The 20,266-nt window shown below is 39.6% G+C and carries 20 protein-coding genes; 15 read left to right on the top strand and 5 right to left on the bottom strand.

What is annotated here, in order from left to right; genetic code table 11:
* Positions 1 to 2: 2 nt before the first annotated feature.
* Genes ACOKFD_RS04590 through ribD form a run of 3 tightly spaced genes read right to left on the bottom strand, consistent with a single transcriptional unit; the run spans position 3 to position 2,515 of the window.
* A complete protein-coding gene (locus ACOKFD_RS04590) occupies positions 3 to 866 on the bottom strand; it encodes an EamA/RhaT family transporter (RefSeq protein WP_422860172.1) in 864 nt (287 codons plus the stop codon).
* Positions 867 to 1,469, bottom strand: coding sequence for an HAD family hydrolase (locus ACOKFD_RS04585; RefSeq protein ID WP_422860171.1), 603 nt, complete (start codon positions 1,467 to 1,469; stop codon positions 867 to 869).
* On the bottom strand, positions 1,466 to 2,515 hold the full coding sequence (gene ribD, locus ACOKFD_RS04580; RefSeq protein ID WP_422860170.1) for a bifunctional diaminohydroxyphosphoribosylaminopyrimidine deaminase/5-amino-6-(5-phosphoribosylamino)uracil reductase RibD: 1,050 nt from the start codon (positions 2,513 to 2,515) through the stop codon (positions 1,466 to 1,468). Before ribD ends, ACOKFD_RS04585 begins: the two co-directional genes overlap by 4 nt.
* Before the next feature lie 29 nt (positions 2,516 to 2,544).
* Between ribD and ACOKFD_RS04575 the strand changes: the two genes are divergently transcribed.
* The 6 genes from ACOKFD_RS04575 (at position 2,545) to ACOKFD_RS04550 (ending at position 9,932) form a co-directional block, all read left to right on the top strand.
* Positions 2,545 to 3,030, top strand: coding sequence for a GNAT family N-acetyltransferase (locus ACOKFD_RS04575; protein ID WP_422860169.1), 486 nt, complete (start codon positions 2,545 to 2,547; stop codon positions 3,028 to 3,030).
* 4 nt (positions 3,031 to 3,034) lie between these two features.
* The gene (gene prmC, locus ACOKFD_RS04570) at positions 3,035 to 3,895 is read left to right on the top strand and encodes a peptide chain release factor N(5)-glutamine methyltransferase (protein WP_422860168.1); all 861 of its coding nucleotides are present in this window, start codon (positions 3,035 to 3,037) and stop codon (positions 3,893 to 3,895) included.
* Entirely contained in the window at positions 3,892 to 5,886 is a 1,995-nt protein-coding gene (gene ligA / locus ACOKFD_RS04565) for an NAD-dependent DNA ligase LigA (RefSeq protein ID WP_422860167.1), read from the top strand. The genes prmC and ligA overlap by 4 nt, the downstream gene beginning before the upstream one ends.
* Positions 5,887 to 6,090: 204 nt before the next feature.
* Positions 6,091 to 6,390 (top strand): hypothetical protein, encoded by a 300-nt coding sequence (locus ACOKFD_RS04560; RefSeq protein ID WP_422860166.1) that lies wholly within the window; start codon positions 6,091 to 6,093, stop codon positions 6,388 to 6,390.
* Between the two features lie 256 nt (positions 6,391 to 6,646).
* The gene (locus ACOKFD_RS04555; protein ID WP_422860165.1) at positions 6,647 to 7,993 is read left to right on the top strand and encodes a BspA family leucine-rich repeat surface protein; all 1,347 of its coding nucleotides are present in this window, start codon (positions 6,647 to 6,649) and stop codon (positions 7,991 to 7,993) included.
* Positions 7,994 to 8,189: 196 nt separating this feature from the next.
* On the top strand, positions 8,190 to 9,932 hold the full coding sequence (locus ACOKFD_RS04550) for a BspA family leucine-rich repeat surface protein (RefSeq protein ID WP_422860164.1): 1,743 nt from the start codon (positions 8,190 to 8,192) through the stop codon (positions 9,930 to 9,932).
* 128 nt (positions 9,933 to 10,060) lie between these two features.
* On the opposite strand, the gene ACOKFD_RS04545 is transcribed toward ACOKFD_RS04550, so the two are convergent.
* Entirely contained in the window at positions 10,061 to 10,972 is a 912-nt protein-coding gene (locus tag ACOKFD_RS04545) for a bifunctional metallophosphatase/5'-nucleotidase (protein ID WP_422860163.1), read from the bottom strand.
* Positions 10,973 to 11,737, bottom strand: a complete 765-nt coding sequence (locus ACOKFD_RS04540) for a 5'-nucleotidase C-terminal domain-containing protein (protein ID WP_422860162.1) — start codon at positions 11,735 to 11,737, stop codon at positions 10,973 to 10,975.
* A 64-nt stretch (positions 11,738 to 11,801) separates the two neighbouring features.
* Here ACOKFD_RS04540 and ACOKFD_RS04535 point away from each other — a divergent pair, with 64 nt between their 5' ends.
* The 9 genes from ACOKFD_RS04535 (at position 11,802) to ACOKFD_RS04495 (ending at position 20,263) form a co-directional block, all read left to right on the top strand.
* Positions 11,802 to 12,335, top strand: a complete 534-nt coding sequence (locus ACOKFD_RS04535; RefSeq protein WP_298999103.1) for a DUF6913 domain-containing protein — start codon at positions 11,802 to 11,804, stop codon at positions 12,333 to 12,335.
* Positions 12,335 to 13,225: a 4-hydroxy-tetrahydrodipicolinate synthase gene (dapA, locus tag ACOKFD_RS04530; RefSeq protein WP_422860161.1), complete on the top strand. Its 891-nt coding sequence runs from the start codon at positions 12,335 to 12,337 to the stop codon at positions 13,223 to 13,225. The genes ACOKFD_RS04535 and dapA overlap by 1 nt, the downstream gene beginning before the upstream one ends.
* Positions 13,226 to 13,330: 105 nt before the next feature.
* Complete coding sequence (locus ACOKFD_RS04525; protein WP_422861003.1) at positions 13,331 to 14,167, top strand: outer membrane protein assembly factor BamD; 837 nt, start codon at positions 13,331 to 13,333, stop codon at positions 14,165 to 14,167.
* A 21-nt stretch (positions 14,168 to 14,188) separates the two neighbouring features.
* Positions 14,189 to 14,515 (top strand): DNA-directed RNA polymerase subunit omega, encoded by a 327-nt coding sequence (locus ACOKFD_RS04520; protein WP_298999100.1) that lies wholly within the window; start codon positions 14,189 to 14,191, stop codon positions 14,513 to 14,515.
* A gap of 3 nt (positions 14,516 to 14,518) precedes the next feature.
* The gene (gene coaBC / locus ACOKFD_RS04515) at positions 14,519 to 15,724 is read left to right on the top strand and encodes a bifunctional phosphopantothenoylcysteine decarboxylase/phosphopantothenate--cysteine ligase CoaBC (protein ID WP_422860160.1); all 1,206 of its coding nucleotides are present in this window, start codon (positions 14,519 to 14,521) and stop codon (positions 15,722 to 15,724) included.
* Positions 15,717 to 16,607, top strand: coding sequence for a DUF4835 family protein (locus ACOKFD_RS04510; protein WP_298999097.1), 891 nt, complete (start codon positions 15,717 to 15,719; stop codon positions 16,605 to 16,607). Before coaBC ends, ACOKFD_RS04510 begins: the two co-directional genes overlap by 8 nt.
* Positions 16,608 to 16,653: 46 nt before the next feature.
* Entirely contained in the window at positions 16,654 to 18,312 is a 1,659-nt protein-coding gene (gene recN, locus ACOKFD_RS04505; protein WP_422860159.1) for a DNA repair protein RecN, read from the top strand.
* 77 nt (positions 18,313 to 18,389) lie between these two features.
* Positions 18,390 to 19,202, top strand: a complete 813-nt coding sequence (locus ACOKFD_RS04500; RefSeq protein ID WP_422860158.1) for an enoyl-ACP reductase FabI — start codon at positions 18,390 to 18,392, stop codon at positions 19,200 to 19,202.
* A gap of 53 nt (positions 19,203 to 19,255) precedes the next feature.
* On the top strand, positions 19,256 to 20,263 hold the full coding sequence (locus ACOKFD_RS04495) for a glycosyltransferase (RefSeq protein ID WP_422861002.1): 1,008 nt from the start codon (positions 19,256 to 19,258) through the stop codon (positions 20,261 to 20,263).
* The last annotated feature ends 3 nt before the right edge of the window (positions 20,264 to 20,266 follow it).

The following is a 20,266-nucleotide window of genomic DNA, read 5'->3' as shown; positions in this document are numbered from 1 at the left end:
ACTTAAAATAGAGCGACTAAAACTATGCTTATAACTGCCATTGCAATGCCAGCCCAGTTTTTAATGGACATCGTTTCTTTAAAAAACCATATGCCTATTAAAGTAGATACCATTACTATGGCCACGTTGTTTATGGTAAAAATGGAAGCGCTTGTAAATTGCTCATTTTGAAGAGCTCTGAGCAAAAAGAAAATGGAAAAATAATTGGGTATTCCAAGAGCTATGCCTCCAATTACATTTTTGAAATTCACCTTAAGAGGTTTTTTAACTGTATTTATCCCTATGAACAGAAACCCAGTCAATGCCGCAGCGCAAAAGACTACAGCAGAAAAAATGGGAAGTTCGTCATTCGTTAAATGTATTTCTTCAAAATACTTGATTAATGCATCTATCAGTCCAGACCCTAAAAAAGCAAGCACCGGAAGGAGCATAACTTTCTTGGAAACGCTACGGGAACTCTTTTTGACCGATGTGAAATAAACGGCAGCCAAGGCCAAAAGAATACCAAAAACCTGAATGGGGGAAAGTACTTCCTTATAAAGGAATACTCCAAAAACAACTGGAATGACCAAAGACATTTTTGTGGCTACCGAGGCAACAGAAACACCAGCAACTTGAGAGGTTTTCGCAATGATATTAAACACTACGATGAAAAGTACACCCAGGGCCAAAGTACCTAAGACCCAAGGTTTTTCCAGAATGTCACTAATAGTCACAGAACCTGAATAGAGGAGTAAACCTGTACAACAAGCGGTTATATAATTTACAATAATGGCATACAAAGTTTGCACGCCATACACGGCATACAATTTAAAAATTACCAATATAAGTGTTGAGCAAAGCACGCTAAGAACAAGAGCCAACATTTACAAACGAGATTTGAGTTGGGTAATATCTTCCGCACCTACTTTGAGGTTCCAAGAATTTATACCAAGACTGGCCGCAGCATCCGTATTTTCTTTGGTATCATCCACAAATAGGGTTTCTGAAGCATTCAAACGATTCTCTTGAAGTACAAACTCGAAAATTTCGGTATCCGGTTTGCGCATTCCCATTTCATAGGAAAGATAAAATACCTCAAAGGCATTCTTGAAACGATTGTAATTTTCCATACCCATATGTTGTTTTACAAACTCAATATGGATGTCGTTGGTGTTGCTAAGCAAAAACAAACGATGGGTGTTATCTTGAGCTAATTGTTCTACAAAATCCAAACGATGTATGGGAAAATCCAGAAGAATGGCATTCCAAGCTTGGATTAATTCGCTTTGGGTGGCCGAAGGAAAGTGTTTTGACACTATGGATAAGAATTCCTCAGATGAAACATTACCTTTTTCATATGTTTTAAAAAGATAGTCTAATTCAGGAGTAATTTCCTTGAAACCAAACGGAAGCATAGCATTTGCAGTGGCCGCCTTGTCCAAGTTGATAAAAATGTCACCAAAATCCAGAATAATGTTTTTAATCATGGAGTAAGTATCGTTAAAGTGTCCGAAAATATGTTATTCTCATTTATAGGAGTTCCGTTGATTTCCGGAGCATGCAAGCCATCGCCAAAAGCCTTATCCCCTTTAAAAATGCGTGCTTCATCCCAAATACCAGAATCAATAAAAGACTGTAAGGTATGAGAGCCACCTTCCACAATTAAACTGGTGATTGAGTATGTATACAAAATTTCACAAATCTGAGAAACTACATTGTTTGAAAAATCAATGATTTCATAATCAGGGGGCTTGGCATATTTGGATTCATCTTCCACTTCAGTAATTACTATAGTTTTTGTCTCCGAATCCAATATGTTGAAATGATTAGGAATCTTTAAGGTTCTGTCCAATACAATTCGAATTGGATTTGAACCGGTCCAATTGCGAACGGTGAGTTTTGGGTTATCTTCCAAAACTGTTTGCGTCCCAACTAAAATGGCATGTTCTTCACTTCTCCATTGATGCACCAGCTGTCTGGAATTGGTATTGGTAATCCAATAAGGTTCAGGGTTTTCGGTGCGTGAAGTAGATGATGGCGCAATAAATCCATCACGGGTCTCTGCCCATTTTAGAATAATGTAGGGTCGTTTTTTCTCTTGAAAACTCAAAAATCGTCTATGATGCCAACGACATTCCTTTTCCAAAACACCCACAATTACCTGACAACCAGCATCCCTTAATTTTTGAATGCCTTTTCCCGCAACTTTGTCATGCGGGTCTTTCAATCCAATCACCACCTTTGGAATCTTATGTTCAACTATCATATTGGCACAAGGTGGAGTCTTGCCATAATGGGAACAGGGCTCAAGTGTGACATATAAAGTCGATTCTGATAACAGATTTTTATCCAAAACAGATGTTACGGCGTTTACTTCTGCATGGGCGCCTCCGTAGTGGCTGGTAAAACCTTCTCCAATAATAGTTTCATTATGAACAATCAAACAGCCTACCATAGGATTGGGAGCAGTATTGCCCAGTCCGTTTTCACCCAATTGAATACATCTACGGATATATTTTTCATGTATCTTCACAGCGCAAAAATAGAATATTAAACTACACGATGATGGAGCTTGTAATTCGTAAAATAGCGCAACAGGACAACGAACAAATCGCCCGTTTAATTCGTTCTATTTTATCGGATATGGGCGTACCAAAAGTAGGTACGGCCTATGAGGATAAAGCGCTTGATAATATGTTCGATGAGTATGCCAAGGCAAGGTCCAGTTATTTTGTTGCCGTAAAAAATGATGAAGTTTTGGGATGTGCCGGAATAGCTCCTTTGAAAAATGCTAAGGAAACCATTTGCGAACTTCAAAAAATGTACGTAGCTCAAAAAGCCCGTGGGCAAGGTGTAGCACAAATACTTATGGATGCTTGTGTTCGGGCCGCCAAGGGTTTTGGATTTGAATCCTGTTATCTGGAAACAATGCCCGATATGAAAGCTGCTCATCGTCTATATGAAAAGTTCGGATTTCAATTTATTGAAAATAGATTAGGAGATACAGGACATCATTCCTGCCCAGTATTTATGATTAAATACCTCTAGCTGAATGCTATTATCAGAAATCAAATCCATTTTTCATAAAGAATTGAGGCAAATCTATCCCAAGGAGGAAGTAGACAATTTCTTTTATCTTTCAATAGAGCATTATCTGGAGTTGGAGCGCTTCGCACTGGTTTTGCAACCCAAACTAGCCCTAACCAAAGATGAGGAACAACCTCTTTTTGAAACCCTTTCCGCATTAAAAAGCGAAATGCCAATTCAATACATTTTAGGGAAGGCGCATTTTATGGGTTTGGAATTTTATGTAGATGAACACGTTCTAATCCCTCGACCGGAAACTGAAGAGCTGGTAGAATGGCTGCTTTCGGATGTAAAATCAAATAAATCGGAATCGAGAATCCTTGATATTGGAACAGGAAGCGGGTGTATTGCCATTGCTTTGGCTAAGAAGATAGCAAAGGCAGAAGTCCATGCCCTGGACATTTCTGAAGAAGCACTTAAAGTGGCGGAAAAGAATGCAAATGATAATAAGGCATCAGTAACATTTCATCAACAGGACATTCTTGATGGCAATCACAGCCTTGAACCAGCACTTGAGTATGATATCATTGTGTCTAATCCACCTTATGTACGCCATCAAGAAAAGGCCCAAATGCGAAACAATGTTAAGGAATTCGAACCCGATGGAGCTCTGTTCGTGCCAGATGATAATCCTCTATTATTTTATGAAGCCATAGCCCAATTCGCGAAGGGAAAATTAAAATCTGGCGGATACATTTACTTGGAAATCAACCAATATTTAGGGCAAGAGACCAAGACACTTTTAGAAGCGCATAATTTTTTGGAAATTGAACTGCGCAAAGACCTCTTTGGAAACGATAGAATGCTAAAAGCGAAAAAACCATGACCACCCAAGAAAAAATTATTGCTCTTCGTGAAGAATTAAGAGAACACAATTATAGTTACTACATTCTGGATAAACCTACGGTTTCTGATTACGAGTTCGATATGAAACTTAAGGAATTGCAGGCTTTGGAGGAAGCTCACCCAGAGTTTTACGATGCTACATCGCCCACTTTAAGGGTAGGAGGGGCCGTCACCAAGAATTTCGAGACCATCCAACACGAACACAGAATGTATTCGTTGGACAATTCCTATTCCAAAGAAGATTTAGAGGATTGGGAAAAGCGTATTCAACGCATTTTAGGAAATGTGAATGTAGAGTATACCTGTGAATTGAAATATGATGGTGCTTCCATTAGTTTAACCTACGAAGATGGGAAACTGACAAGAGCGGTTACACGAGGCGATGGTTTTCAAGGAGATGATGTAACCACTAATATCAAGACCATTAAGTCTGTGCCTTTACAGCTGAAGGGAGATTATCCAGCAAAATTTGATATTCGGGGAGAAATCATCCTGACCCTTGAAGGATTTGCCAAAATGAATCAAGAACGGATTGCCAATGGGGAAGATCCCTATATGAATCCGAGAAACACCGCTTCAGGGAGCTTAAAGTTGCAGGACAGTGCTTTAGTGGCACAACGCCCATTGGAGTGCCTATTGTATAGTTTAGCAGGGGAGAAGTTAGGATTGTCCTCTCAATTCGAAGCTTTGGAAAAGGCACGTTCCTGGGGCTTTAAAGTGCCTACCGTTGCCAAATTGTGTACATCCATTGATGAGGTTTTGAAATTTGTGGAACATTGGGATGTACATCGTCATGATTTACCCTACGAGACCGATGGAGTGGTCATTAAAGTGAACAGTTTACGTTACCAAGACGAATTGGGACATACTGCAAAGGCACCACGATGGGCCATGGCCTATAAATTTAAGGCGGAACAAGTTTCAACGGTTCTGAATGAAATTACGTATCAGGTGGGGCGTACCGGTGCTATTACCCCGGTAGCCAACTTAACCCCTGTGTTATTGGCTGGCACTACGGTGAAAAGAGCATCTTTGCACAATGCAGACCAGATTGAGAAACTTGACATTCGCGAAGGCGATACGGTCTTTGTGGAAAAAGGAGGTGAAATCATTCCTAAAATTATTGCGGTCGACCTAACTAAACGCCCTGCTGGATTGGCTGTTACCAAATATATAAGCTGTTGCCCAGAGTGTGGAACAGAATTGATACGAAAAGATGGTGAAGCTCAACACTTTTGTCCCAATGATATGGGATGCCCTCCACAAATTACGGGTCGTATTCAACACTTTATATCCCGCAAGGCCATGGATATCGAAGGATTGGGTGGGGAAACAGTGGAATTGCTTTTCAAAGAAGGTCTCATAGCCAACTACGCGGATTTATATACTTTGACCAAGGACCAGATTATGCCCTTGGAACGCATGGCTGAAAAGTCGGCTGAAAATTTGGTAAATGGGGTCGCTGCATCCAAAGCGATTCCCTTTGAGCGGGTACTTTTTGCTTTGGGAATTCGCTATGTAGGGGAGACGGTGGCGAAAAAATTAGCTAAAGCCTACAAAAATATTGATGCCCTAATGAATGCTTCGGAAGAAGAATTGGTAGCTGTGGATGAAATTGGTGGTCGAATTGCTGAAAGCGTGGTTCAGTTTTTTGGTAATCTGGCAAATATTCAGATAGTGGACCGGCTTAAATCCCACGGATTACAGTTTTCACTGTCTGAAGAGCAGCTTGAAGGTCAGACTGAAAAACTAAAGGGTCAGACTTTTGTGGTTTCAGGAGTTTTTGAGAACATCAGCAGAAACGAATTGAAAAAATTGATTGAGGATAATGGAGGTAAGGTGGCTTCTTCCATTTCTTCAAAAACCAGCTTTTTGGTTGCTGGGGCCAATATGGGGCCAAGCAAAAAAACAAAGGCTGAAACTCTTGGTGTTCCTATTATCTCTGAACAGGATTTTTTGGCCATGATCTAAACTATTTAAACTCGAAGATTTCAAAGAAATAGCAGTAAATCAAGTGAAAGTGCGTTTTGCAAAGCAAAAAAGAGCATGAAACGATAACATTTTCCAGCGGTTTTACGGAGTAGTCTTAAAAATTTCCCAGAAATCTTATTGAATTTTTGGTTCGTTTTGTTTCAAGACAAAATGAACATAAAAAACAGTTTTTAATAAGTACACATGTTACCTATTGACTTTAAAACTTTCAAAGACACATTGGACTTTTCGCTTCCTCCTGAAAAGTGGACTCTTGCTTTAAAAGCGTTATGGTATGATGCCAAAGGCGACTGGAACGCCTCACACAATATTGCCCAAGATTTACATACTCCAATGGGTAGTTGGATACATGCCTATTTGCACCGGAAAGAGGGCGATGATTGGAATGCAGCTTTCTGGTATAGGCAAGCAGACCAACCTTTTCCTAAATATGGTATGGACGAAGAGTTGAAACAGTTGGTTGAAATGGCAATACAGGGATAAGTCCCCAACTTTCATGTTTCTTGACAACGAGGCATATTAACTTCCATCACCCATCACCCATCACCCATCACCCATCACCCATCACCCATCACCCGTCACCAAAAACCTGCATTTCATCCAAGAAAAGTATCATTTCAACGGTATATTGCTCCTAAACCATCAATCATCAATCGGTATAAGGAATCCATCAATCCATGCTCAAAATAAATAGTTACAAGGGGGAAATTGCAGCTCATAACCCTAATAATGTAATAAAATGACACCTAAAAAATTTATTCTTTCAGCCTTAACTGCATTTCTAATTATTTCTTGCAGCAATGACGACAACACGGTGACCAACACGCCACCTGAAATTTCTGACCAAACCGTAAGCACAAGCGAAAACATTTTGGATACTCAAGTTATTTATCAAGTGAAGGCTTCGGATGATAGTGACTCACTGGAGTTTACTTTGGATGCCAATAGCGATAACCTTTTTGAGTTGTCAGGATCTGGAGCCCTTAGTCTTGCAACGGGTAAAACACTGAGTTTTGCAACCAAAACACAGCATGTACTCACCATAGGTGTAACTGATGGTCTAACCAAGGCTACGGCAACACTTACGGTAAATGTAACTGAGAATGAGTCGCCATCATTTAGTCAAGAAACCTATGAGTTCAGTAAACCAGAAAATATCCCTGATAGCGAAATCATCGGAACCGTAGAGGTTACGGATTTGGACAATCCGGATATGTTGGAGTTCAGCATAACCTATGATGATGATAGTTTGTTCGAAATAAATAGCGATGGACAGATAAGTTTACGCGATGGCCTGTCGCTCGATTTTGAAAACAAAGAAAAACATACCCTTGAAATTTCAGTTTCTGACGGTTTGGTAATCAGTATTGCTCAAGTAGAGATAATTGTTCTGAATGTTGATGACACCCTTGCCGAGATTTTAGAAAATGACCCGAATTCTTTTATCCTGACAGTAGATATAAAAGAAGGCGAGCTAGATTTGCAATTAGCGGTTCTAGGTGGTTCGTTTGATACCGCATATAATTTTGACATCAGCTGGGGAGATGGTGCCACAGAAGAAAACATTAGCGAACCTAGTCATACTTATGATTCACCTGGTATATATAAAGTAGCCATTCAAGGGGATTTCCCGGCCATCAACATGGCTTCTGCTTCAGGCGGATCTGCAGAATCATTGATTAGCATAGACCGATGGGGCAATATTGCTTGGGAGTCTATGGAAGGAGCTTTTGAAGGCTGTTCCAATTTAGAGTATAAGGCACAGGATACACCAGACTTGAGCAAAGTTCAAAATATGAATCAAATGTTCAAAGACGCTAGTTCTTTCGACGCCAATCTGGGTGATTGGAATATTACTAATGTAACCGATATGACCGGAATGTTCGATAATTCGGGCATGTCCACGACCAACTATTCCACAACACTCGTAGGTTGGTCTGCGCAAAACGTTCAAAACGGTGTAGAGCTTGGTGCTGCAGGTATTAGTGTAAACTGCGATGGCAATGATGCCAAAGGAGTACTTGAAGGCATTTCACAATGGAATATTGAAGATGCTGGTCTTGATCAGTTGGCAATATGTTTGTAGTTCTATTGTAGCGTAATAACGATAAGTTAGAAGAATTAAGTTAAACCGCTAGAATTTTTCTAGCGGTTTTTTGTCCCAGATTTCTCAACCTAAAAATGGGATTACTGCACTATTCATCAACCCAAACCAGGTATCCATCAATTAACGGGGAAGAGTAATCCTGGTATTCGAGAAATTGTATATAAAATCATAAATAATGAAATTGAAATATCTATTTGGCTGCATTTTATTTGGGTCCATGGTATTGTCCTGTAGTGATGATGAAGAAGAAGTTGGCAGGGGCATTCCTGAAATCAACCCCCAAACCTTTGAGGTATCGGAATCCATAACAGATTCTGAGCTTATTGGAACGGTTCAGGCAGATGACCCTAATGGGGATGCACTTTCTTTGAGAATAGCATTGGATAAATCAAATCTGTTCGAAATGAACAACAAAGGTGACTTTGGCCTCATTGAGGGAGAGATCCTCGATTTTGAAACAACAAAAGTGCATCAATTCACCGTTCGCGTTACGGATGGAAAAGGAGAATTCTTTAATACCGTAACGGTTATTGTACAAGACGTAAACGAACCACCTTTAATAGAAGACCAAACTTTCCCTGCCCTTGAAAGTATTTCGGAGACTGATATTATAGGCACAATACAGGCCACCGACCCAGAAAATGACCAGTTGACGTTTGAAATTTCTGAAAATGATAACGACCTTTTCGATATTACGGAAGACGGTAACTTGGTATTGGCAACTGGACAGAACCTTGACTTTGAAACTACTGAGAAGCATGAAATAACCATTGCGGTTTCTGATGGTATCAATGAACCTGTGGAAGCTCAAATGACCATCACTGTTATAAATGCTAGCGACACGCTGGCTGAACAACCCGAATCCTTTATTACGACTTGGGAGATTCCTTCGGATAATTTTGAGCTAGTAGTTGGCACAAACGAAAATTATAACTACGATTTTACTATAGACTGGGGCGATGGCACTGTGGAACAAATAAACTTGATGAACCCCGAAAACTTTACCCATGCGTATGATATGGCAGACACCTATGTTGTCGCAATCCAAGGAGAATTCCCAGCAATCAATATGTTCAATTCTGTTGATAATTCTCGCTTTGCTTTAACTGGCATTAACCAATGGGGGGATATTGAATGGCAGACGATGAATAGAGCATTCTATTTTTGCGCTAACCTTAATGAATACATCGCTGAGGACACACCCAATTTAGAGGCTGTTACTGATATGCATAGAATGTTTATTCAAGCAGGTTCATTTAATGCTGAAATAGGCAATTGGGATGTTAGCAATGTGCAAGATATGAGCTACATGTTCTATTTTGCTAACTCCTTCAACGGAAAGATTGATGATTGGGAAGTAGACAATGTTCAGAACATGCAGAGTATGTTTTATAGAGCAGAGGCATTCGACCAAGATATAAGTGGGTGGATTACGGTTAGTGCCACCAACATGTCTGGAATGTTTCATGGAGCAGAGAGTTTTAATCAAAACCTTAATAACTGGCATGTGGATAATGTCTCTGATATGAGCAGCATGTTTCGTTCAGCTTCTCAATTTAATCAAGATTTAAGCGAATGGAACACCGAGAATGTTACCACTATGTCTCGTATGTTTCAAGATGCCGCTTCGTTTGACCAAAATCTTGGTGGATGGGACATAGGCAGTATAGTTCAAGATGGGTTTGGAACTGGCATGGTAAATATGTTTGATGATTCCGGTATGACTTACACCAGCGCAAACGCCACATTGATAGGTTGGGCCAATTACGTTGGGTTGGAAGGAGGCCCTACTGGTATCAATTGTGGTATGGATGGTATTACCATTTGTGGTCTTGCAGCAGATGCGGCCGGAGGGTTTCTGGTAAATGATAACGGATGGTCCTTTCCAGGTATAAATAATGTATTTATTTGTCCATAGCAATTCGCGTATTTCAAAACCTATGAAAACCGCTCTAAAAAGATATTTTTTTGAGTGGTTTTTTGACACCTATGATTTTAAACCAAGCTCGAATTGATATTACTGAAAATATCCGTTTTGTTAAAACCCTAAACCCTAATACTCACGCCTTCTGAGGAGATATTCTTTTTGGAGTCAAAATAAAAATCAATACGCCCCAAATGGATACCATAGCAACCTACCTGATTGACTAGGACCGATTTACCCAATGCATTGGTGCGTACTTCCGGTTTATCCAAAAAAGTATGGGTATGCCCGCCAATAATAAGATGGGTATGCTCCGTACGTTGTGCTAACTGCGTATCTGAGGGTCTTTTAGGATTTTGGTAGGTGTACCCTAAATGTGAAAGGCAGATGATGAGGTCACAATTTTCCTCTTCCTTGAGTTTTCTTTCCGAATCTAAAGCCAACTCATAAGGGTCTAGATATTGCGTTTCCTTATACATTTTTTTCAATACCAGACCATCCAATTCAATACCAATGCCATAGATACCTACCTTTAAGCCATCAACTTTGAAGATTTTATAAGGTTTCACAAACTCGTCTAATACCGTGTTGGAAAAATCGTAATTGGCAGAGAGCAAATCAAAACGCGCATGGGGAATTTGGGCCAAAAGCCCATCAATGCCATTATCAAAATCATGGTTTCCAATGGTGGCCGCGTCGTATTTGAGCTTACTCATAAGCTTAAACTCCAATTCACCACCATAAAAATTAAAATAAGGTGTGCCCTGAAAAATATCCCCGGCATCCAAAAGAAGCGTGTTGGGGTTTTCATTTCTAATTTTGGCCACCAAATCTGCCCTGCGAGCAACACCCCCTAGATTTGCCCACCTAGAATGACTACTTGGAAAAGGCTCAATATGACTATGCACATCATTGGTATGCAGTATGGTGACTTTTTTTTCGCCAAAATGGGAACAGGAATTTAAGCTTAAGCCTCCCAAAGATAATAAGGTGGAAGTGGCCGCTGTATTTCGTATAAAATCTCTTCTCTTCATTTAATTCAATTCAATAAAACGGTCATCCACCTTAGCGGTCAACGTATCTTTCTTTTTAAAATGGTCGATTATCGCATTTCTGAGCAGATATTCAGTATCTAAAATGGAATCAACAGCAGGAAAAAAACCAATATCAGCACCTCCGGACACCAAATAATCTGAGGTGCCCACGTAATAACTTCTACTTTCATCAAAGGGTGCACCTTGAATGTTTACAGATTCTAGCGACCCAGAAGAATCAATTACGATTTCCATTCCCGAAAAGGGATGGGCTCTTTTGGATTTTGTCAAAAAGAGAATCAGTTCCCTAACCTGTGTCCCATTGAGCTTAACTACGGAAATGTAATTCTCAAAAGGCATTATTTCATAACCATTTCTTGCGGTTACGTTCCCCTCCGACAGAATGGAACGTATACCCCCTCTATTCAACACCACAAAATCAAGCGGTTTATTTATTTTTTGTTGAACCAAGGGAAAGGTTTCTTCAAAGACCAAGTCTGCTACAAAATTCCCCATGGATGTATTTCGGCTTCCATCATTCAAGACCAAGGAATGTGGGACATAGGAAAGGGTGCTGTCCAGAACCGCATCAACTCGTTTTTTGTAGGGAGCTATGAATTGCTTTATCGAATCAACATCGGTGAGTGATGTGTCAATATCCAATTGAGCACCTTCAATGGTTGTTAGTTGACTATTCTGGTTTTTGCAAGCAAAAAAAAGAACAGTTATAATTATAACAAAATGTTGTATTTTTGGATTTATCACCTTCGTTATCTTTGTAGAAGTAATCTTGGTAGAATATTTACCTTTGCAAAAATGGTGGAAAAATATGTTTTTCAAAGGACTCCAAGATAAATTTAAAGTTAAATCCGGGCAAAAATTCTTGCAGGAAGAAATGGCAAGGCCCCAAACCCCAGTAAAAAGGGACCAGGGGATTACCCGTGTTGGATGTATTGTGGATTTGGACAATTTTGTGGATGGAGAACGATTTTATGAGTTGATAGATGATTTTTCGCTTAGGCCCAATGCAATTAAAATTATTGGGTACAAAAGAGATTTCGACAATACCTCTCCCTATGCCATCCAAGTTTTCTCGGATAAGGATTTAGGCTGGAAAGGCGACATAGAAAACGGATACGTTTTGGAATTTTTAGGTAGGGAATACGATTTGCTCATTAATTATTATGAAGAAGACAATCTGATGTTGAAATTACTTTCCATTCAAACCCAAGCCCGTCTAAAAGTTGGATTCAGTACCATAGATCCAAAGTTTAATGATTTGATCTTGAATACTCCTTTTAAGGATTTTAATCTTTTTAAGAGTGAATTGAAAAAATATTTGAAGGTTTTAAACGAGATATAGTGGAACAGTTTAATGGGACAGGGGTAGCACTGGTGACACCCTTTACAGAAAGCGGTATAATTGATTTTTCCGCGTTAGAACGCATAGTGGGGCATGCTATTCAAGGAGGAGTAGATTATCTTGTGGTATTGGGTACTACCGGAGAATCGGTAACACTTACTAGGGAAGAGAAGCAGCAAGTGGCCCAAAAAGTAAGTACGGTAAATGCCGGAAGATTGCCTTTGGTCTTGGGTATTGGTGGAAATAATACTTTAGCTGTAGCGCAACAATTACGTGAGACGGATTTGTCAGAATATGACGGGGTACTTTCCGTATCCCCATCCTATAATAAACCCACACAAGAAGGAATTTACCAACACTTTAAGGCGTTGTCAAAGGCAAGCCCTAAACCTATAATTATGTATAATGTGCCCTCGCGAACAGGGAGCAATATGTTACCAGAAACTACGGTGCGTTTAGCTAAAGATTTTGAGAACATTGTAGCCATTAAAGAGGCATGTGGTGATTCTATTCAGATAGATGCTATTCTGCAAAACAAACCGGAGGATTTTTTGGTAATTTCTGGGGATGATTTTACCGCTTTGCCAACTGTTTTAGCTGGTGGCGCTGGGGTAATTTCTGTTTTAGGACAAGGATTGCCTCGAGAGTTTTCACAAATGATTCACTTAGGCTCGCATGGACAGGTCAAGGAAGCATTTCAAATACATCATCAATTAATGCCTTTGATGCATATGATTTTTGAGGAAGGAAATCCAGCGGGGATAAAAAGTATCTTTGAACATCTGGGTTTGGGAGGTGCTGCCGTTCGCTTACCACTGCTTGAAGCATCACGCCATCTCAAAGAGAAAATTGTGAGCTATCTGAAGTCTTTGAATCAGGTAAGCGCATAAACCGCGTTAAAGCTTCGCTAAAATCTATGGATGTACCAAAGACTACCTTATTTTTAGGGCACTAATCTGTTTTTTAAATCCATGGAATATAGCTACTTTTGCAAAATGTTTTTGAAAATGAGGGTATTCTTTTTCTATATAGTAATGGCAGGCCTTTTGGTTCTAACAAGCTGCAGTGAGTATCAAAAAGTGCTTAAAGAAGATGATGTTAAGGCCAAATACGAGCTTGCGGAAAAATTCTACAAGGAGGGTGATTACAAGAGAGCCCAAAGACTATTTGAACAAATAGCACCTAGATATGTCGGAAAACCCCAAGGGGAGCGTGTTATGTTTTTCTTTGCCGACACCTACTACAAAAATGAGGATTTTTATCTTTCTGGATATCAATTTGAACGTTTTGTAAAGTCATATCCAACTAGTGATAAGATTCAAGAAGCGTCTTTCTTAGGGGCGAAAAGTTATTATATGCTGTCTCCAAAGTATTCGTTGGACCAAACTGATACGGACAAAGCACTTTCTAAGCTTCAGACCTTTATTAACACCTACCCGGAGTCGGAGTTTTTTGGTGAGGCCAATGCCATGGCTAAGGAACTAACCTCAAAAAAGGAGAAAAAACAAATAGAAATTGCAAAGCAATTCAACAAGTTAGGACAGTTTAACTTTCCAATTCTAGTATCGGCGATGGCAGCTCTGGATAATTTCGTTTCCGATAACCCTGGTTCCATATATAGAGAAGAAGCATTGTACTACAAGATTGAAGCTGCTACAACCCTGGCCATGAACAGCACGGATAATAGAAAAAAAGAACGTCTAGAAGAGGCTCAGGACTCGTACAATACCTTGTTACGGTATTTTCCAGAAACAAAGTTTAAAAAAAGAGCGGATAACTTACAGGAGAGAATTCAGAAAGAACTAGGTAGGTTTCCCGAAGAAAGCAAATAGAGAATAAACACATTAGGCATCATGCAGGATTTAAAGAATACTAAAGCTCCGGTTTCTACAAAAACATTGAATCGAAACGAATTCGATGACAAAACAGAAAACATTTATGAGGCAATTTCCATTACCGCGAAAAGAGCGATACAAATCAACTCTGAGATAAAGAAAGAGTTGTTGGAAAAGTTGGAGGAGTTTGCCACATATAGCGATAGCTTGGAGGAGGTTTTTGAAAACAAAGAGCAAATTGAAGTTTCTAAGTTTTACGAAAAACTTCCAAAACCACATGCTCTGGCAGTCATAGAATGGCTAGAGGACAAAATCTATTACAGAAACACAGAGAAAGACGCATAAATTATGCTCAGCGGTAAAAAAGTCCTTTTAGGGGTTACCGGAGGAATTGCCGCATACAAAACCACCTTTTTAACAAGGTTGTTGATAAAAGCTGGCGCTGAGGTCAAAATAGTTTTGACCTCAAGTGCCAGCTCTTTTGTTTCTCCACTAACGCTCTCCACTCTGTCAAAAAATCCTGTTCTTACCGATTTTGTTAATGAAGAAGATGGAAGCATTTCATGGAACAATCATGTGGAGCTTGGCTTATGGGCAGATTTAATCATAATTGCCCCCGCTACGGCCAATACAATGTCTAAAATGGCAAATGGCACTTGTGATAACTTGTTGTTGGCTACTTATTTATCAGCAAAAAGCCCCGTATATTTTGCTCCGGCTATGGATTTGGACATGTACAAACACCCATCCACTAAAGCCACATTAGACAAATTGATTTCCTTTGGAAATAAAATGATACCAGCCGAAAGCGGTGAATTGGCAAGTGGTCTTCACGGCGAAGGACGTATGGCGGAACCAGAAACCATACTTTCCTACATTACAAAAGATTTACTTTCCGGGCTTCCTTTACAACATAAAAAGGTGTTGATTACAGCCGGACCAACGCATGAGGCGATTGACCCTGTGCGCTATTTGGGAAATCGCTCTTCCGGCACAATGGGTTTTGAACTAGCTGAAGCTGCCGCAAATAAAGGGGCTAATGTTATTTTAGTATCTGGTCCTACAAGTTTAGACGCCATTAACGATAGAATTCAGCTCATTCGCGTTACATCTGCCCAAGAAATGTATGAGGCATGCCACCGATATTATGCGGACATGGATATTGCCATTAGCGCAGCTGCAGTTGCTGATTATCGCCCCAAAGAAGTTCACCGAGAAAAAATGAAGAAAAAGGATGGGGATTTAATTATAGAGCTTGAACGTAATCCTGACATTCTCCTCTCAATGGGGCAGCAAAAGAAAAATCAATTTCTCGTAGGCTTTGCATTAGAAACCGAAAACGAAATGGAAAATGCAAAAGGTAAGCTGGAACGAAAAAATCTGGATGCCATTGTTCTAAATTCCTTGAAAGATGATGGTGCTGGTTTTGGAGCAGGAACCAATAAAGTTTCGTTTATCGATAAGAATTTGGAGATAAAAACGTTTGCTTTGAAGACAAAGCCCGAAGTTGCTTTAGATATTTGGGATGAAATCATTGCCAGGATTCATGCATAAACTACTTTTCTTTTTTTCTCTTCTTGTTATTTGCTCATACGGGACAGCTCAGGAATTGAACTGTGAGGTAGTTGTGAATTCAGACCAGGTGAATCAAACCAATCAACAGATTTTTAAAACCCTAGAGCGTTCTTTGAATGATTTTGTCAACAAAAATAAGTGGACAGACAGGGTGTTTCGGGAAAATGAACGCATCAATGCACGAATGTTCATCACCGTAACCCAATATGAATCGGACAGGTTTGAAGCCAACATCCAAATCCAATCATCTCGACCGGTTTACAATACTTCTTATGAAAGCCCTGTATTCAATTACAAGGACAACGCATTTAACTTCATTTACCAAGAATTTCAGCCTTTGGTGTATAATGAGAATGTATTTGAATCCAACTTAATTGCAGTAGTGGCCTACTACGTCTATATTATAATAGGTTTGGATGCCGATACTTTTTCCCTTCAAGGCGGGGATGATTATTACAGAAGGGCACAAAACATCGTAACACAAGCCCAGGGAACCAACTCGGCCGGTTGGAGTCAGGAAACTGGAACCCGTTCCCGTTTTGAATTAGTGGACAATCTTTTAAGCAATTCCTTTAGGGAATACAGAATAGCCATGTACAATTATCATCGTAAGGGATTGGATATTTTAGGCGATAACAACAGTACGGGTAAGCAGGTAATTGCTGGAAGTCTTAGACTTTTTGAAACCCTTATCAAGCGAAGACCCAATGCTTTTTTGATTCAAACCTTTTTTGATGCCAAGTCGGAAGAAATACAGAACATCTTTTCGGACGGCCCCAAAGTGGACATTGTACGCCTAAAAGAAACCTTGAACAGCGTGGCACCATTTTATTCCAATATTTGGAATGAAATAAATTACTAGTCCATTTCTTCAAAGACATTTATCTTTATCGGGTAAAAAACAAATTGTGCTTACCCATCTTTCTATTAAAAATTATGCATTGATCAATGATATCAATGTTTCCTTTTCTGAAGGTTTTACAACCATTACCGGTGAAACAGGAGCCGGAAAATCCATTCTTTTGGGAGGATTAGCACTTGCTTTAGGAAAACGGGCGGACCTATCCAGTTTACAGAATGACCAACTAAAGTGCATTATCGAAGCCGAGTTTACTGTTTCTAACTACGGATTGCGTGAGTTTTTTGTTGAGCATGATTTGGATTATGAAGACGATACCATTTTACGAAGGGAGATTTTGCCCAGCGGTAAATCACGGGCTTTTATAAACGATTCTCCAGTTACTCTGGATATTCTTAAATCCTTGGGAGAACAGTTGGTAGATGTGCATTCACAACATCAAACCCTTAGATTGACGGAAAATGATTTTCAACTAAAGGTTGTGGATGCCTTGGCCAATAATAAGGAACGGCTTAAGGCGTATGGACAGAAGTTGACTTCTTACAAAAAATTAACGGCAGAATTAAAGGAATTAGAAGATTTTCAGGCTGGCGCGAATAAAGAACATGACTATAATTCTTTCCTGCTGAAAGAATTGGATACAGCACAATTGAAAGAAGGAATTCAAGAAGAATTGGAGTCTGAGCATGAAAAACTCAGTAATGTAGAACAAATAATGGAATTGCTTACTCAAGGCCATCAATTGATGAATGGTGAGCAAATAGGCATAGCGGAACAGGTCCAGGAACTTAAACGCATTTTTCAGAACCTTTCCCAATATGGACCTATGTATGATTCACTCTCTAAGCGGATAGAATCCATATATATTGAGTTGGATGATGTGGCTTCAGAAATTGAAAATATTCAGGGTGGGGTGGAAGCAAATCCCCTGAAATTGGACAGTATTAATGGTCAATTACAGTTGCTGTATGATTTACAGAAGAAGCACCAAGTAGGTTCTGTAGAGGAATTGATTCAGGTAAAGGGCGAATTGGAGGAGAAAGTAGATGCTGTAGAGAATGTAGAGGCTCGCATTGATGAAAAGGAACAGGAATGTTTGGCTTCTGAAAAAGACTTGGAGAAAACGGCTTTACAAATTCGGGATGCCCGTAATTCGGTAATTCCGCAACTAAAAAGCAGGCTTCAGGATAGTCTCTACACATTGGGAATGCCTTCTGCCACTTTCAAAATAGAGATAAATCCAGCTAAAGATTTCAAATCCAATGGTAAAGACGATTTAACCTTTCTTTTTTCGGCCAATAAAGGTTCATCGTATGGCGAATTGAAGAAAGTGGCTTCCGGAGGTGAACTTTCCCGTATCATGTTGACGATAAAATCCATTTTGGCTCAATATGAACAATTGCCAACCTTAATGTTTGATGAAATTGATACAGGGGTATCTGGTGAGATTTCAGGAAAAATGGGAGAAATAATGCTTGGGATGAGTAAAAGTATGCAGGTTTTTTCCATTACACATTTGCCACAGGTAGCCTCCAAAGGAAAACATCAGTTTAAAGTATATAAAGGGGAACAGGATGGTTTGGATACTACTCAAATGAGGCAATTGTCAGAAGAAGAACGGATAGAGGAACTTGCAGAAATGTTGGGAGGCAAAGCACTTTCAGACTCTGCTATGGCACATGCTCGGGAGCTCTTGAAACAACCTTAGTTGCCACTACACTTTTTAGATAGTATAATCAGAAAGAATAAATATCTTTGCCGCTAAACCAACGCGAATAAAATACTATGGCGTACAATCTATTAAAAGGAAAACGAGGTATCATTTTTGGAGCTCTTGATGAAAACTCCATTGCTTGGAAAACTGCGGAACGGGTTCATGAAGAAGGAGGTACATTCGTACTTACCAATGCTCCCATTGCCATGCGCATGGGGCAAATAAAACAACTGGCCGAAAAAACCAATTCTGAAATCATTCCAGCGGATGCCACTAATGAGGAAGACCTTCAAAATCTGGTAGAAAAATCCATGGAAATCTTAGGTGGAAAGTTGGATTTTGTTCTTCATTCCATTGGAATGTCCGTAAACGTAAGAAAGGGTAGAGCTTATACTGATGAGAAATACGATTTCACGACCAAGGGCTGGGATGTTTCAGCACTTTCTTTCCATAAGGTAATGCAAACGCTTTTTAAGGCAGATGCCATGAGCGAGTGGGGAAGTATTGTGGCTTTGACCTATATGGCGGCTCAAAGAACCTTTCCAGATTATAATGATATGGCGGATAATAAAGCCTATTTGGAATCGGTGGCACGAAGCTTTGGCTATTTCTTTGGTAAAGAGAAAAAAGTTCGAGTGAACACTATTTCCCAGTCGCCAACACCAACCACGGCCGGTCAAGGCGTAAAAGGATTTGATGGTTTCATCAACTATGCAGAAAAAATGTCGCCTTTGGGCAACGCATCTGCGGATGATTGTGCAGATTACACCATAACGCTGTTTTCAGACCTTACTAAAAAAGTGACCATGCAGAACCTATTCCATGATGGAGGTTTCTCAAACACTGGGGTTAGTCAAGAAGTTATTGATGAATTCTCCAAATAAGTGATAAGAAAGTAAAACAATGGGCCATCCTCTTATGGATGGCTTTCTTTTTTATGGATGTAAAACTGTCCTTAATCATTCCCGTTTTCAATAGGCCTGAAGAGATTCGGGAACTGTTGGAGAGTCTTTTGGAACAAAAGTATTCTGGAGAATATGAAGTGGTAATTATCGAAGATGGTTCTACTAATGATTCCAAAGAAGTTATTGCCCGGTTTGAAGATAGGTTACAGATTTCATATTACTTCAAACCAAATACAGGGCCTGGCGACTCCAGAAATTATGGAATGCAAAGGGCCAAGGGAAATTACTTTATTGTATTGGATTCTGACTGCATATTACCTCCAAGCTATTTAGAAGAGGTACATAAAGAGTTGAAGTCTAATTTCGTACATTGTTTTGGCGGACCGGATGCAGCAGATGATTCGTTTACCACGGTTCAAAAGGCCATTAATTATGTGATGACCTCTTTTTGGACCACCGGAGGCATTCGTGGAGGTAAAAAAGCAGTAGGGAAATTCCAACCTAGAAGTTTTAATATGGGCATTTCACGGGAAGCATTTCAAAAAGCAGGAGGATTTGGACAGATTCATCCAGGAGAAGACCCAGATTTGACCTTTAGGATTTGGGACGCAGGATTTGACACCCGATTGTTTCCTGAAGCTTATGTGTATCATAAAAGAAGGGTAGATTGGAATAAGTTTTATACTCAGGTCAATAAATTTGGCATGGTAAGACCTATTTTGACCAAATGGCACCCTAAAACTGCACGGATTACGTATTGGTTTCCCACTTTTTTTCTTTTTGGTTTTATTGCCTCAATTGTGTTGTCTTTTCTGGGAATAGTTTGGCCATTATCGGTATGTATCCTTTATTTTTTATTCCTATTTGTAGATTCCTTAGTAAAGAATAAAAGCCTTATTGTGGCCTTTCTTTCGGTGTATGCGGCTCTGGTTCAATTCACCGGATACGGTTATGGTTTTCTAAAATCCACTTTCTTGGTTAATTTTAGCAATAAGAAGCCTGAAGAACTTTTTCCAAAATTGTTCTTCAAGAACCTATAGAAA

This window comes from Flagellimonas ulvae (assembly GCF_049333175.1).
Lineage (GTDB): Bacteria > Bacteroidota > Bacteroidia > Flavobacteriales > Flavobacteriaceae > Flagellimonas.
This window is presented reverse-complemented; position numbering and strand designations above follow the sequence as displayed.

What these genes read in the sequence shown, in the direction of transcription:
- ACOKFD_RS04545 (WP_422860163.1), bottom strand. Translation starts at nt 10,972, where the DNA reads ATGAAGAGAAGAGATTTTATACGAAATACAGCGGCCACTTCCACCTTA.
- coaBC (WP_422860160.1), top strand. Translation starts at nt 14,519, where the DNA reads ATGCTCAGCGGTAAAAAAGTCCTTTTAGGGGTTACCGGAGGAATTGCC.
- ACOKFD_RS04560 (WP_422860166.1), top strand. Translation starts at nt 6,091, where the DNA reads ATGTTACCTATTGACTTTAAAACTTTCAAAGACACATTGGACTTTTCG.
- ACOKFD_RS04520 (WP_298999100.1), top strand. Translation starts at nt 14,189, where the DNA reads ATGCAGGATTTAAAGAATACTAAAGCTCCGGTTTCTACAAAAACATTG.
- ACOKFD_RS04575 (WP_422860169.1), top strand. Translation starts at nt 2,545, where the DNA reads ATGATGGAGCTTGTAATTCGTAAAATAGCGCAACAGGACAACGAACAA.
- ACOKFD_RS04495 (WP_422861002.1), top strand. Translation starts at nt 19,256, where the DNA reads ATGGATGTAAAACTGTCCTTAATCATTCCCGTTTTCAATAGGCCTGAA.
- ACOKFD_RS04585 (WP_422860171.1), bottom strand. Translation starts at nt 1,469, where the DNA reads ATGATTAAAAACATTATTCTGGATTTTGGTGACATTTTTATCAACTTG.
- ACOKFD_RS04590 (WP_422860172.1), bottom strand. Translation starts at nt 866, where the DNA reads ATGTTGGCTCTTGTTCTTAGCGTGCTTTGCTCAACACTTATATTGGTA.
- prmC (WP_422860168.1), top strand. Translation starts at nt 3,035, where the DNA reads ATGCTATTATCAGAAATCAAATCCATTTTTCATAAAGAATTGAGGCAA.
- ACOKFD_RS04555 (WP_422860165.1), top strand. Translation starts at nt 6,647, where the DNA reads ATGACACCTAAAAAATTTATTCTTTCAGCCTTAACTGCATTTCTAATT.
- ACOKFD_RS04510 (WP_298999097.1), top strand. Translation starts at nt 15,717, where the DNA reads ATGCATAAACTACTTTTCTTTTTTTCTCTTCTTGTTATTTGCTCATAC.
- ACOKFD_RS04525 (WP_422861003.1), top strand. Translation starts at nt 13,331, where the DNA reads ATGTTTTTGAAAATGAGGGTATTCTTTTTCTATATAGTAATGGCAGGC.
- ACOKFD_RS04535 (WP_298999103.1), top strand. Translation starts at nt 11,802, where the DNA reads ATGTTTTTCAAAGGACTCCAAGATAAATTTAAAGTTAAATCCGGGCAA.
- ACOKFD_RS04550 (WP_422860164.1), top strand. Translation starts at nt 8,190, where the DNA reads ATGAAATTGAAATATCTATTTGGCTGCATTTTATTTGGGTCCATGGTA.
- ACOKFD_RS04500 (WP_422860158.1), top strand. Translation starts at nt 18,390, where the DNA reads ATGGCGTACAATCTATTAAAAGGAAAACGAGGTATCATTTTTGGAGCT.
- ligA (WP_422860167.1), top strand. Translation starts at nt 3,892, where the DNA reads ATGACCACCCAAGAAAAAATTATTGCTCTTCGTGAAGAATTAAGAGAA.